The sequence below is a fragment of the Desulfomarina profundi genome, assembly GCF_019703855.1.
In the GTDB taxonomy this organism is placed as follows: Bacteria; Desulfobacterota; Desulfobulbia; order Desulfobulbales; family Desulfocapsaceae; genus Desulfomarina; species Desulfomarina profundi.
Genome location: NZ_AP024086.1, coordinates 4,228,672 through 4,241,640 on the forward strand (window position 1 = coordinate 4,228,672; position 12,969 = coordinate 4,241,640).

A 12,969-nucleotide genomic window follows, 5' to 3' on the forward strand; every position below is an offset into this window, starting at 1 on the left:
TCATTTACTGAACCGTTTAACTTTGCGACCAAACTTAATACCCAGTTTTTTCATTTTGTTGCGGAGAGTATTCGGGTGGATGGCCAGCATGGCTGCAGCTCCGTCACTGCCGTTGATCTTTCCCTTTGCGGCTTGGAGTGCCTCGATAATATGTGTCCGGATAACTTCATCAAGGGGCACAGGAACAGGTGTTACCTGGAGGGAAAAATCATTCTCCATTACCGGGGAAAGTTTTTGCGGATGATGAAAATAGAGGGGGCCGTGGCGATGCTGAATGAGAGCACGTTCCACAACATTTTCAAGTTCCCGCACATTGCCGGGCCAGGATTGTTTGGTGAGGTTCGACAGGGCTTCAGGCGCTATGCCGGGCACGGGAGTGATGCCGAGTTCTTTTGATTTTTTCTTGATAAACCATGAGGCCAGAAGAGGTATGTCCCCAGGGCGGGCACGAAGGGGAGGGATGAAAATTGGAAACATATTGATGCGAAACCACAGGTCTTCCCTGAAACTTCCCTCTTCAACCATCTTTTCCAGGTTCCGGTGGGTGGCGGCAATCACCCTGATATCCAGCCTGATCGGTGGAGAACCACCGACCCTCTCAATCTCCTGGGTCTGCAGGACCCGTAATAACCTGACCTGAGCCCATGGAGGGAGTTCTCCTATCTCGTCAAGAAAGATTGTACCCTTGTTGGCCCGTTCAAAGCGGCCCCGTTTCTGGCTGTCTGCCCCGGTGAAAGCGCCTTTCTCATGACCGAACAGTTCACTGTCGATCAGGTTTTCCGGGATGGCGCCACAGTTGACCTTGATGAACGGCTCATCCCGTCGTGGTGATTGGCGATGAATGGCATTGGCTATGACCTCTTTTCCTGTTCCGGTTTCGCCAAACAGCAGCACAGTGGTTTTGAGATGGGCGATTTGAATCACCTTGTCCATGACGTCTTTCAGCCCTGTTTCGGCACCGATGACCTCGTCTCCTGCCCGGGAAATAAGTTCACTGTTGAGATAGCGGTTATCCGAGACCAGGCTTTCCTTCAAATCCAGCAGTTCCTGATGTTTCAGGGCATTGGCCATGGCAATGGCAAAGGGTTCGCGCAGCTGGGCGAGCAGGCGTGCGTGGTCTTCGGAAAAACGATTGTGTCCTTTGGCAAACAGGTCTATTACTCCCAGGCGATGACCTTCGATAAAGAGGCGCAGGGCGATAAAGGAATACTCTTTTAATTGCAGTTCGGTGGTGATGATTCTTCCAAGGGGGTCGTCATCGGGTCTGTTGATGATGAGATAATCCTTGAGACGCCTGCCGCTCTCGATTGCCTGGATCAGGCCGACCGGTAGCTTGATCGACTGGCCGATTTTCTTTCCGCCCCGGTCATCGGCCATGGCTACGTAACGGATACCGCTGATGCTCGGTTCATAAATGTTGAGATACATGGCGTCTGCCGGCAGGTAAGTGCGGATAAACTCAAAACACCGCCACAGGGCGACTTCCACATCAAGGCTACTGCAGATCAATAAAGTGGCTTTTTTGAAAAACAGGTTTTCATCCATCTGGTTACCTTTCCAACCAAGGGTTTTATTTACCGTATTTGGGAGAACAATTTTTATTTACCATATAAGGTAAATAAAATCACCATATAAGATATTTGGTTATGTGGTACCCGCCTAATTGATTGGTAATATATGAAATAAAATCCGCTGTATCTGGTGTCAATATTGCATGTTATCTCCATGAACACGGTTTATGGGAGGAAGGTATGGTCACATTTATGGTTGAAACATTTTTGACACGGTCGGAGGCGGTTGCAAACCTGGTGTTTCGGGTCCTTCTGTATCTTGCCTACCGTATGATGGTAGTAAAAAGTGGCTTGTCTGACGGCCTTAAAAAGCGGTTGGGGGAAAAGGACTATGTCGCTGAAATTAAAATCCGTGGAGGATATGGCCGGATTTTCATTCTGAAAAACGGGGAAGTTTTTTCAAAAAAGAATTTTACCGGCAAGGTGGATGTCAGCATGGTTTTCACCGACAGTGTCACTGCCGTAAAACTCATGACTTCTCCCAGAAACTCCCTGGCCCAGATCAATGCCATGAAGAATTTCCGGGTCGATGTTCAGGGGGATGAACAGAACACCATCCATTTCATGCAGACCCTGAACATGATGAGCGGTCAATCTTCACCACCGCCGTATGGGATTGATATGGGAGACGGGCTTATCCGCTATGTCAGCAATACCAACGGCGGACCAGTCTTTGTCTACGTAAGAGAGGGGAAGATCATCAGGATTACGCCAATAGAATTTGAGGATGGTGACGGGGCTTCCTGGACGATACATGCGCGGGGAAAATCGTTCACTCCTCCAAGAAAAGGAACAGTAAACCCTTATGTCTTCGGTTTGAAATCCCTTGTTTATTCAGAAGATCGTCTGCTGTATCCCATGAAACGGGTTGATTTCGATCCGAATGGAGAGCGTAATTGTGCCAATCGGGGAATCTCCGGATATGAGCGGATAAGCTGGGATGAAGCTCTTGATATTGTGGCTTCAGAGATTAAAAGGGTTAAAAGGGAACATGGTCCCGGTGCCATCATGAACGGTTCCGGCTCTCATCATACGTGGGGAAATATCGGTTACTGGCTCAGTGCAAAAACACGTTTTATGAATTCCATCGGCTCCAGTCACGTGGTTCATAATCCTGACAGCTGGGAAGGATGGTACTGGGGCGCCATGCACCATTGGGGCAACAGCATTCGCAATGGTGCCACTGATACTTACGGCACGGTGGAAGATTGCCTGAAGGAAGCGGAGATGATCGTTTTCTGGTCCAGTGACCCGGAATCGACAAGTGGAGTCTACGGGGCCTTTGAGGGTACGGTTCGCAGGCAGTGGGCCCAGTCGCTTGGCATCAAGATGGTGCACATTGATCCCTACTATAACCATACTGCGGCCCTGCTTGGAGGCAAATGGATTGCTCCGCGTCCGGATACCGGTAACGCCATGGCTCTGGCCATTGCCTATGTCTGGATCACGGAAGATCTCTACGATAAGGATTATGTTGCAGAGAGGACGGTCGGTTTTGAGAAGTGGCGGGATTATATCCTCGGTAAAGAGGACGGAATTAAAAAAACTCCGGAATGGCAGGAGAAGGAAACAGAGGTTCCGGGCCGGGTTGTCCGGGCCCTTGCCAGACAGTGGGGAACGAAAAAAACCTATCTCTCGCCGGGGGGTTGGCAGGATTTGGCGGCGCATGCCGCTGTGCCACCGGTATAGAATGGGCGCGTTCCATGGTATGTCTCATGGCTATGCAGGGCCTCGGAAAACCAGGAATCAATATGGGCTGCCTGCAGCAGGGGGCGCCGGTTGACACCAATTTTTATTTTCCGGGCTATGCCGAGGGTGGACTTTCCGGAGATCTGGATTATACAGGCCTTCGTATTTCCATGTACCAGCGGATGCCCCAGCTTCCTTCCATGAATTCCGTCTCCCAGATGATTCCCCGGTTGCGGATTCCTGAGGCGATTCTCAACCTTTCCTGTGAAGGATATCCCACTGATCCCAAGAGTATAGAAGGTCAGTTTAAAAAGATCACTTACCCTGCTCCCGGCCATTCTCCGTCAAGAATGTACTATAAGTATGGTGGTTCTCATTTCGGTACCATGGCGGATTCTAATCGTTTTGCCAGGGCCTATCGCAGTGAAAACCTGGAATTTGTGGTCAATCAGTCCATCTGGTTTGAGGGAGAGGCAAAATTTGCGGATATTATCCTGCCCGCCTGCACGAACTTTGAGCGATGGGATATCGGTGAGACGGCCAACTCCGGTGGATACAGTCATCAGCAGTTTATCCAGTGGAACCATCGGGTCATCACCATGCAGCATAAATGTATTGAACCCCTGGGGGAAAGCCGCTCAGATTACCAGATCTTTCTCGATCTGGCCAAACGGCTGGGATTGGGGACTCTTTTTTCAGAAGGGATTACTGAGATTGAATGGTGTCGCCGGCTCTTTGATGCCAGTGATTTGCCCACAGTGATTTCCTGGCGGGATTTCATGAAAAAGGGCTATTATGTTGTTCCGGCTCCCAAGGAAGAAAACCGTGCCCCGGTTTCCTATCGATGGTTTGCGGAAGGAACTAAGAAAAATGTGCCTGAACTTTCCCCTCTGCCCTCGGATTACACGGAAGAGTGGCGAAAGGGACTGCAGACTCAATCAGGGAAGCTGGAGTTTGAATCATCGAGCCTCAAGCGATTTGCACCGGATGACCCGGAGCGGCCGCCAATTTCAAAATTCAGGCCATCCTGGGAAGGACACCATAATAAAGAACTGTATGAAAAATATCCCCTCAATCTTATCTCTCCCCATCCGCGTTACAGTTTTCACACCATGTTTGACGGCAAGAATTCCATCATCAATGATGTCAAGGACCATCGAGTTCTGGTAGATGGTTATTATTACTGGATAGTGCGAATCAACCGTGGGGATGCCCACAGAAGAAATATTGGCCATAACAGTCTTGTCCGTGTATTTAATGACCGGGGTGAAGTGATCTGTGCTGCCCATGTGACGGACAGATTACCACCGGGTACGGTCCAGTCCCCTGAAGGATCCGCTGTGTATGATCCTCTTGGAGAACCGGGAAACTCACCAGACAGGGGCGGTTGTATCAATCTGCTCACTCCAAGCAGGAATATAATCAAAAGATCGCACTCAACTGCTTCCAATTCATGCCTGGTTCAGGTTGAACCCTGGAAGGAAGGGGGTGAATAATGAAAAAATACGCTTTTATCATCGATATCGCCAAATGTGAAAACTGCAATAACTGTTTTCTTTCCTGTAAAGATGAGCACTGTGGCAACAACTGGCCCGGAATCAGTCTGTCCCAACCCCTTCATGGTCAGCGCTGGATAAATATCAGGAGAAGGGAAAGGGGGGAATTCCCCTTTATTGATGTTGCCTACCTGCCGCAACCCTGTTTTCATTGTGACAATGCCCCCTGTGTGCGGGCAGCGGGAAACGGGGCCGTGTACAGGAGGGAGGACGGGATAGTGATTATTGATCCGGAGAAGGCAAAGGGGAGAGAGGAAATAGTCTCGTCCTGTCCCTTTGGCGCCATCTGGTGGAATGAGGAAGCGCAGATTCCCCAGAAATGCACTTTCTGTGCCCATCTTCTAGATCAGGGATGGAAAAAAACACGGTGTGTACAGGCCTGTCCCACCAGTGCTCTCTCCTCTGTTTTTCTGGAGGATAAAGAACTTGAACGGTTGATCAGGGAAGAGGGACTGGAGAGATATGGCGGAGAACGGCAGGATGCGAAACCCCGTTGTTTTTACAAAAATCTCCACAGGTATACTCGAGCCTTTATCGCGGGAACCGTTGCAACGGGAGATAAGCTGAGATCGGATTGTGTTGAAGGGGCAACTGTAAGACTGCTCAAAGATGGTAATCCTGTAGCTGAACAGAAAAGTGATGCTTTCGGGGATTTTAAATTTGATGGACTGGAAGCTGATGGATCTGTTTACATTGTTGAGGTGTTATCTTCTGCAGGAGAAAGACACACAGTAGAAATTGAATTGAAAAAGAGTTGTTTTACCGGTACGGTCAGGGTCTAGAAATCTGGCGGGAAAGGGCGTAAAATCAACAAAAGTGATTGACAAAAACGTGGTTACATGTAATTTTACATAGCACAAAATGTGTGGTGAAATATGGATGCGATCATATGAAGATGAGGGGATACGCAATTATCATTGCGGCATTTTTTACGGTGTCCATTGCTTACGGTATTCGGTATGGATACGGGATGCTGCTCCCCGGAATGATCAAGTCCCTTGAAATCGGCAAGACGGAGGCCGGAATCATATATGCGTCATATTTTGTCGCTTATACACTTTTTTCACCCTTACTCGGATTACTCTCCGACAGGTATGATTCCCGCCTGATTTTAACTGTTTTTCCCGCGCTGATGGCGACTGGTGCCCTGTTGATGTCATATGCCGTCACACTGGGACAGGCGGCTGTTTTTTTCTCCCTGGCAGGAATAGGCCATGCGGCCTGTTGGGCTCCGGTAGTCTCCCTGGTGCAACTGTGGGTAAAGGATGGTCACCGGGGCACGGCGCTTGCCTTTGCCACCATGGGGAGTGGAGTAGGTATCGCCTCCTGGGGAATGATTCTGCCGGTTGTTGTTGAGCGCTCATCCTGGCAGGCAGGCTGGTATGCCATGGGTATTTTTGGTCTTTTCGTGGCGGTGCTGAATTTTATTCTTGTAAGAAACCCTCCAGGGGAGGATGATTCTCAACAGTGCTGTGAAAAGAGCAGGAAGAATTGGAAAAACAAACCGTCATACATGCAGATTTTGAAAAAAAAACAGCTGTGGCTTATCGGTTTTTCATATCTGCTTATCGGTTTTATCGTTCTTATACCTTTTACTTTTCTCGGTGTTTATGGAGTCGAGGAACTGCATCTGCCATACAGGGATGCAACACGGCTTTTTTCGCTGCTTGCCGTGTCGGGAATGGCCGGAAAAATTATTCTGGGAATTTTGTCTGATAAATGGGGCAGGGTTCAGGTGATGATGCTCTGTGGAGCCCTGCTTGGCACGGGATGTCTGGGTATTGTTAACTTGAGTGCTTTTCAGTTGAAAATTTGTTCTGTTGCAATGGTTGGATTGGGATTTGGAGCTGTATGGCCCGTCTATGCCGCAGCGGCAATGGATTTCTTTCCCAGGGCTGTGGCGGGTACTGTCATCGGTTTATGGACTGTTTTTCTTGGAATTGGTTCCATATTGTCACCGGTGATCTGCGGCTGGACAATTGATCGATCCGGTTCCTATTTCGGGCCATTTATGATAGGATTTATTGCGTCGGTTTTTTCAGTACTTCTGCTGATTCCAGGGCTTAAACAATCGGGTGTTACAGCCTGGAAAGCAGAAGAATACTAAAGGAAGATCAAATACTTATAATCCCTGTGGCATAAAGGAGGATGTCTGTAAGGGGCAATTCGAAACGGGAAGTTTCATCGCAAACAACATTTAGGGAGACAGCAACATGAAAAAAATCGTTTTTACCTGTACGTTGGTCCTGGCTTTTTTCACATTTTTACTTGTAACTCCGTCCAATTCCACTGCAAAAACTGTAACACTGAAATATGCAAATTTCTTCCCTCCGACTCATATTCAGAGCAAACTGGCTGAGTCCTGGTGCAGGGAAGTAGAAAAGCGCACTGATGGCAGAGTAAAAATAGAATATTACCCCGGCGGCAGTCTTTTGAAGGGAAAACAGATTTATGATGGTGTTGCTGATGGTATCGCGGATATCGGTTTTTCTGTTCTGGCGTATACCCGTGGACGTTTTCCTGTAATTTCCGCTCTGGATCTACCTTTCGGATATACTTCCGGCATCACGGCCACCGCTGTGGCCAATGAATTGTATAATAAATTGAAGCCAAAAGAATTCAACGATACGAAGCTGATGTATCTCCATGCCCATGGACCCGGCTTTATTCATACCAGAAATAAGCAGATCACCAAACTTGAAGATTTAAAAGGACTGCGGATCAGGTCCACAGGTATGAGTGCGGAAGCGGTAAAAGCTCTTGGTGCAACTCCGGTTGCAATGGGCATGGCAGATTCCTATCAGAGTCTGCAGAAAGGTGTTGTAGACGGTAGTGCTTATCCCCTGGAAGCAAACAGAGGCTGGAAGCTCGGTGAAGTGACCAAATATGCTGTCTGTGTTTATCCTGTTGCCTATACGACGACATTTTTTGTTACCATGAATAAGGATAAATGGAGTGCCATCGATAAAAAAGATCAGGACGCGATTGAGGCCATAAATGCGGAATGGTCCATCAAGCACGGTGAGGCCTGGGATTCAAGTGATCTGGCAGGACTCCGCTTTTTTATGGAACAGGGAAATACTGCAGCCGGCCTGGACCAGAAAGAGGTTGAGCGCTGGAAGAAAGCTGTGGCACCGGTCATCGATAAGTATGCAGCCGGACTCGATAAAAAAGGTATAGACGGGGCTGCTGTAATAAAAACTATTCGTGATGGTCTTAAAGCCAGAATGTAAGAATTACATATTGTAATGATACTGGGGGCCGATTTTGTTTTGAGTGAGGCCCCCTTTTTTTTGCAGGCTGTTGAAATCCAGAGGCAAGATCTGAACAATCCGAATTTTTATGAAAATGACTGTGTAACTCCTGAATAAAAAGCGGCAAACCATTCTTCGGACTTCGTTGTGAAAGCATTTTCATGAATGTTAAAAGAGAACCTTCAATGGAATCAATTGATAAAATACTGCAGTTTATTGCAGAGAAATTAAAAGTTGTCGGGGCATTCTTCCTGTTTGGAATGGCCATTCTGACCTGTGTGGATGTGGTGGGTAGACTGTTCAAACATCCCATATTCGGTTCGGTGGAACTGGTCAGTTTCATGGGGGTGATCGCTATCGCCACTTCGCTGCCCTTTACTCATGCGGAGGAAGGACATATCGGAGTTGAGCTGTTTATCCGTAAATTCCCGAAAAAAGTACGGGATATCGTTAAACTGTTTACGGAAACAATCTGCCTGATTCTCTTTATCCTGGTGACCTGGAGGATGTTTATCTACAGCTATAAAGTCAGGGAATCAGGTGAGCTGTCCATGAACCTGCAGCTACCTGAATACTGGATTATTTTTCTGCTGGCGGCTTGCTTTGTCATCCTCACCATGACAATTTTTGTAAGTATTCTAAAAACCATTTCAAATTTGAGAAAAAGATGAATTCCACACTAATCGGCGTCACCGGAATAGTATTGATGATCGTGGTATTTATGACCCGAATGCCGGTTGCGTATGTTATGGCAACGGTAGGTTTTCTGGGTTTTAGTATTATGGCTTCGCTGAAAGGTGGCTTGAATCTGCTGGCAAAAGATTTTTACGAGGTTTTTTCTTCCTATGGTCTGACGACTATTCCCCTTTTTATCCTGATGGGCCAGCTTGCCTTTAATTCGGGATAAGCAGTAAACTCTATGAGGCTGCTTATAAATTTCTCGGTCATAAAAGAGGAGGGCTTGCCATAGCAACCGTTACCGCGTGCACAGCTTTTGGGGCTGTCTGTGGGTCAAGCGCGGCAACAGCTGCAACCATGGCAACTGTCGGGCTTCCTGAAATGAAAAAATTTAATTACTGCGATGAGCTGGCCGCGGGGTCTGTGGCTTCCGGTGGCGGCCTGGGTATGATCATGCCTCCCAGTGTTGTTCTTATCGTATATGGTATTTTGACGGAGCAGTCGATTGGAAAACTCTTTATGGCTGGTATTCTCCCGGCTCTTCTGGTGACCATACTGTTCATTATTGCCATTACTATCTGGTGTTTTTTCATGCCGGAGCAGGGACCCAGGGGAGAAAAATTCTCCTGGAGAGAGAGGTTGAAGTCCTTGAGCGGTATGGGGGAAACGCTGACAGTTTTTGCCCTGGTCATGGGTGGCTTGTTCTTTGGCCTTTTTACACCAACGGAGGCAGCAGCAGTTGGAGTAATGGGCGTACTGGCGGTCTCCATGCTGCGCAGACAGATCAGCTGGGAGCGGTTTGTTGATGCTCTGTATGAGACTCTTAAAACTTCCTGCATGGTCATGATGCTGGTGGCTGGCGCCACGGTATTTGGAAAATTCCTGGCTGTCACAAGGATACCCTATGATATTGCCTCGTGGATAGGAGGGTTTGATCTGCCGCCTCTGGCGATTCTCAGTATGGTGGTCATGGTCTATTTTATCGGTGGCTGTTTCATGGATTCCCTGGCCCTGGTAATGCTGACAGTACCGATTTTCTTTCCCCTTATTCTTGGCCTTGGTTATGACCCGATCTGGTTTGGTATCATCATTGTCATGGTAACGGAGATGGGAGTTATTACGCCACCTGTGGGAATCAATGTTTATGTGGTTTACGGTGTGGCAAGAAGTCTTCCCGGTGGAGGAATGGCCCTGGAATCAATCTTCCGTGGTATTGCACCCTTTATGATCGCTGTCCTGCTGGGGACCATTATTCTTGCCATTTTCCCTCAGATTATCCTGGTCTTGCCCAATATGATGTACTGACGGCTAAAATGGATATTTCCTGATTAGTCGTTTATCTGGTTGCCTGTGCAGCCAGACATGATGAATGAAAAAGCCGCGAAAACTATTTTGGGTCGCGGCTTTTTTTTTTCATCAGGAAAACCAGGTTGGGAATTTACCGGAATCAATGATGTTTCCGATTTTATTTCCGGTAGGTTGTTGAAAACACAATTAATAAATTTGTAACCCTGTGGGGCGTCCGCAGATAATACACTCGAACTTATTGATAGAGTTCTATATAATCAAAGTGCTCAAAAAGAGCAGGCTGCATCAGACGAACGCTTATGGATTCAGGATTTAATCAGTTGGATCTTCAAGTAAATGTCTGATCATTTTCTGTAACTCCTGAAGTTGGTATGGTTTCTTTAGAAAACCTGCCAGGCCTTTTCCAACGAATTTCTGTGAGACGTCTTGTTCATTGTAGCCACTGCAGATGATAACTTTCACTTTTGGGTCGATTTTTCTCAATTCGCGGAAAGCTTCTTCTCCGTCCATATGGGGCATGGTTAAATCCATCAATACAAAACTGATTTTCCTGTGATGTTGTCTGAAAACAGTCAATGCCTCTTTGCCATCATGGGCGGTGAGAATTTCAAAACCAAAGTCACGAAGCATGGCCTTTCCTATGTCGCGTACTATTTCTTCATCATCAACTAAGAGAACCATTCCACTGGCACTCAGGGACTGATATCGGGAGTAATCGCAGGTTTTACAGGTACAAGAGTGCTGGAAGGCAGCAGTACCTTGAATGTACTGCCCTTGTCGACTTCCGAGTATATCTTAATAGCTCCTCCATGGCCACGGACAATGCCGAGGACTGCTGCCATGCCGAGTCCTCGCCCGGTAAATTTTGTACTGAAAAAGGGTTCAAAGATCCGCAGCATCGTTTCCTGTGTCATTCCACAGCCTGTGTCAGCCACCTCGAAAAATACATAACGACCTGGAGACAGATCCGCTTCAAGCTGGACGTTCTGCAAATAGGAACGGTCACATTCCATGACCCCGGTTGAAATGGCAATTACACCATTTTCATCACCAATGGCATCAGAACCATTGATGACAAGGTTCATGACGATCTGGCGCAGTTGTGTGGCGTCGGCTTCAACGCTGGGAAGATCACGAGCAAGATCGTACCGGAGTATTGCCTTTTTACTGACAGAAACCGAGAGAATATGCATCATTTCACTGATTATGCCTGAAATATCCAATGGTTCTATGACAAATTTACCCTTGCCGGAATAGGCCAGCATCTGGTTTGCAAGATCGGCAGCCCGGCCCGCTGCCATGTTAATCTGGCGAAGATTCTCCAAAGCCGGTGATTCCGTAGAAAGACGCTGCTGTGCGAGTTCACAGTGGCCAATTACAGCTGTCAGAATATTATTGAAATCATGGGCTATGCCCCCTGCAAGGACCCCGAGACTCTCAAGTTTCTGAACCTGAAGCATTTGCTTTTCAAAGGCTTTCTTTTTTTCCATGGCGTGGATCTGTTCTGTAATATCACGGGTCACTGACAGAATACAGGGGGTGTCATCAATTTCAATGACCCTGGCAGACATCAATCCAATGACAATATGTCCGTCCTTATGTTTAAATTCGGCCTTCAGATCCGTAACTTCACCATGAGCAGTTATATCAGCAATCAATTTTTTCCGATCTTCACTATTACGCCAGATATCAAGATCACCAGGGGTTGTTCTATGACCTACGGCTTCTTCAGATGTCCAGCCCAATGTTTCGGTAAATCCCTATTGACTTCGAGGTACAGACCGTCCTCCAGCCGACTGAGAACAATGACATCAGGACTGAGTCGAAAAACGCGGGAGAACTTTTCCTCGGAAACGCGTAAGGCTTTATCCGCCTCTTTTCTCTCCGAGATATCACGGAAAAAACTGTGATATGTACCGTCAGGCATCATTCTGCTGTTCATTTCGACAGAGACCATGGAGCCATCCCTGCGGGTGAGCAATCGCTCTGTTATAACAGTTTTTCCCTGTCTGAGCCGGTCATATCTCAAGGGTGCTCGCCGGCGCTCTTCCTGGGAAAATAATTGTGACATATTCATGGACAGTAATTCCGGGTTTGAATAACCGGTTAAGGTGGAGGCTCTCTGGTTGGCGTAAATAATGTTGCCCCCTGGATCCCCGCAGAAAATGGCATCTACACCGTATTCAATCAGATTTTGAAAAAGATCTGTTTTCTTTTTCAATTCCTGAAGGGATTCTTTGAGATGCTGATTTTTCAGCTCCAGCGCATGAATCTGTCGGGCAAATGTTTTAAGTAAGTTTTTACTCTCGACCATGGAGAAGTTCCTTTTTCAGTCAACTATTCAGTGAAACCACGATTCTGTACATGGCAGGGGGAGCCTTCGGTTATGACCGGCAGGTTTTCTCCGGTAATCAATGCTTTTCAAAAGACACATCTGCTGGGATACACGAATCACATATAAGAAGAACTGGTTCGTGTCACGGAAGCAACAATTATTTTTTTATCCCTTCGAGCTATCCTGCATTCCTTGTCAGTTCAGGCAGTGTCTGCTCCAGGATTTCCGGAGTCTGTAATCACCTTGCAGTAACCTGCAATACCATGTATTTGCAGCTTAACATACTGTAAAAATACCTCATCCTGGACTGAGCTTCGGGGAACTTTATGTCAATTTTACAACAGTTTCTGCCTTGCTGACTTTTTGAATGCATAAAATCACATCAAAATTAACACAATGTTTATGAGAAATGCGGTCTATGCACTTCCGGCAATGGTGTATGGCAGGGAGGTTGAATGGAACACTCTGATTGTGCAGAAAACTCAGTTTGGCAGATGGGGTGTATGGTCAAATAAACTGAGTTGTATGGGGACTGAAAAGAAGTGAAGCCACAAATGAAAGGTGTCAGTTACGGCTTC

The 12,969-nt window shown here is 47.2% G+C and carries 8 protein-coding genes and 2 pseudogenes; 6 read left to right on the plus strand and 4 right to left on the minus strand.

The features are described 5' to 3' along the window. A complete protein-coding gene (locus LO777_RS19500) occupies positions 1 to 1,545 on the minus strand; it encodes a sigma-54-dependent Fis family transcriptional regulator (protein WP_228855483.1) in 1,545 nt (514 codons plus the stop codon). Positions 1,546 to 1,763: 218 nt separating this feature from the next. On the opposite strand from LO777_RS19500, the pseudogene LO777_RS21345 reads away from it, so the two are divergent. From LO777_RS21345 to LO777_RS19535, 6 genes and pseudogenes are all read left to right on the plus strand, one after another. Further along, positions 1,764 to 4,756, plus strand: a pseudogene (locus tag LO777_RS21345) (molybdopterin-dependent oxidoreductase). Next, positions 4,756 to 5,598 carry a 4Fe-4S dicluster domain-containing protein gene (locus tag LO777_RS19515; protein ID WP_228855486.1) on the plus strand — a complete coding sequence of 281 codons (843 nt, stop codon included), beginning with the start codon at positions 4,756 to 4,758 and terminating at the stop codon, positions 5,596 to 5,598. Before LO777_RS21345 ends, LO777_RS19515 begins: the two are co-directional and overlap by 1 nt. Before the next feature lie 107 nt (positions 5,599 to 5,705). Next, the gene (locus tag LO777_RS19520) at positions 5,706 to 6,923 is read left to right on the plus strand and encodes an MFS transporter (RefSeq protein WP_228855487.1); all 1,218 of its coding nucleotides are present in this window, start codon (positions 5,706 to 5,708) and stop codon (positions 6,921 to 6,923) included. Between the two features lie 106 nt (positions 6,924 to 7,029). After that, entirely contained in the window at positions 7,030 to 8,049 is a 1,020-nt protein-coding gene (locus LO777_RS19525) for a TRAP transporter substrate-binding protein (protein WP_228855488.1), read from the plus strand. Positions 8,050 to 8,255: 206 nt separating this feature from the next. Continuing rightward, positions 8,256 to 8,741 carry a TRAP transporter small permease gene (locus LO777_RS19530; protein ID WP_228855489.1) on the plus strand — a complete coding sequence of 162 codons (486 nt, stop codon included), beginning with the start codon at positions 8,256 to 8,258 and terminating at the stop codon, positions 8,739 to 8,741. After that, positions 8,738 to 10,053 (plus strand): annotated as a pseudogene (locus LO777_RS19535) (TRAP transporter large permease). Before LO777_RS19530 ends, LO777_RS19535 begins: the two are co-directional and overlap by 4 nt. A gap of 315 nt (positions 10,054 to 10,368) precedes the next feature. Here LO777_RS19535 and LO777_RS19540 read toward each other — a convergent pair. The 3 genes from LO777_RS19540 to LO777_RS19550 are packed head-to-tail and all read right to left on the minus strand — an operon-like array spanning position 10,369 to position 12,370. Next, a complete protein-coding gene (locus tag LO777_RS19540) occupies positions 10,369 to 10,737 on the minus strand; it encodes a response regulator (RefSeq protein WP_228855490.1) in 369 nt (122 codons plus the stop codon). A gap of 11 nt (positions 10,738 to 10,748) precedes the next feature. Next, entirely contained in the window at positions 10,749 to 11,801 is a 1,053-nt protein-coding gene (locus tag LO777_RS19545) for a two-component system sensor histidine kinase NtrB (protein WP_228855491.1), read from the minus strand. Then, the gene (locus tag LO777_RS19550) at positions 11,774 to 12,370 is read right to left on the minus strand and encodes a PAS domain-containing protein (RefSeq protein ID WP_228855492.1); all 597 of its coding nucleotides are present in this window, start codon (positions 12,368 to 12,370) and stop codon (positions 11,774 to 11,776) included. Before LO777_RS19550 ends, LO777_RS19545 begins: the two co-directional genes overlap by 28 nt. Between the last annotated feature and the right edge of the window lie 599 nt (positions 12,371 to 12,969).

Coding starts and splice junctions, on each gene's coding strand:
- LO777_RS19550 (WP_228855492.1), bottom strand. CDS start 12,370: ATGGTCGAGAGTAAAAACTTACTTAAAACATTTGCCCGACAGATTCAT.
- LO777_RS19520 (WP_228855487.1), top strand. CDS start 5,706: ATGAAGATGAGGGGATACGCAATTATCATTGCGGCATTTTTTACGGTG.
- LO777_RS19515 (WP_228855486.1), top strand. CDS start 4,756: ATGAAAAAATACGCTTTTATCATCGATATCGCCAAATGTGAAAACTGC.
- LO777_RS19525 (WP_228855488.1), top strand. CDS start 7,030: ATGAAAAAAATCGTTTTTACCTGTACGTTGGTCCTGGCTTTTTTCACA.
- LO777_RS19500 (WP_228855483.1), bottom strand. CDS start 1,545: ATGGATGAAAACCTGTTTTTCAAAAAAGCCACTTTATTGATCTGCAGT.
- LO777_RS19530 (WP_228855489.1), top strand. CDS start 8,256: ATGGAATCAATTGATAAAATACTGCAGTTTATTGCAGAGAAATTAAAA.
- LO777_RS19540 (WP_228855490.1), bottom strand. CDS start 10,737: ATGGTTCTCTTAGTTGATGATGAAGAAATAGTACGCGACATAGGAAAG.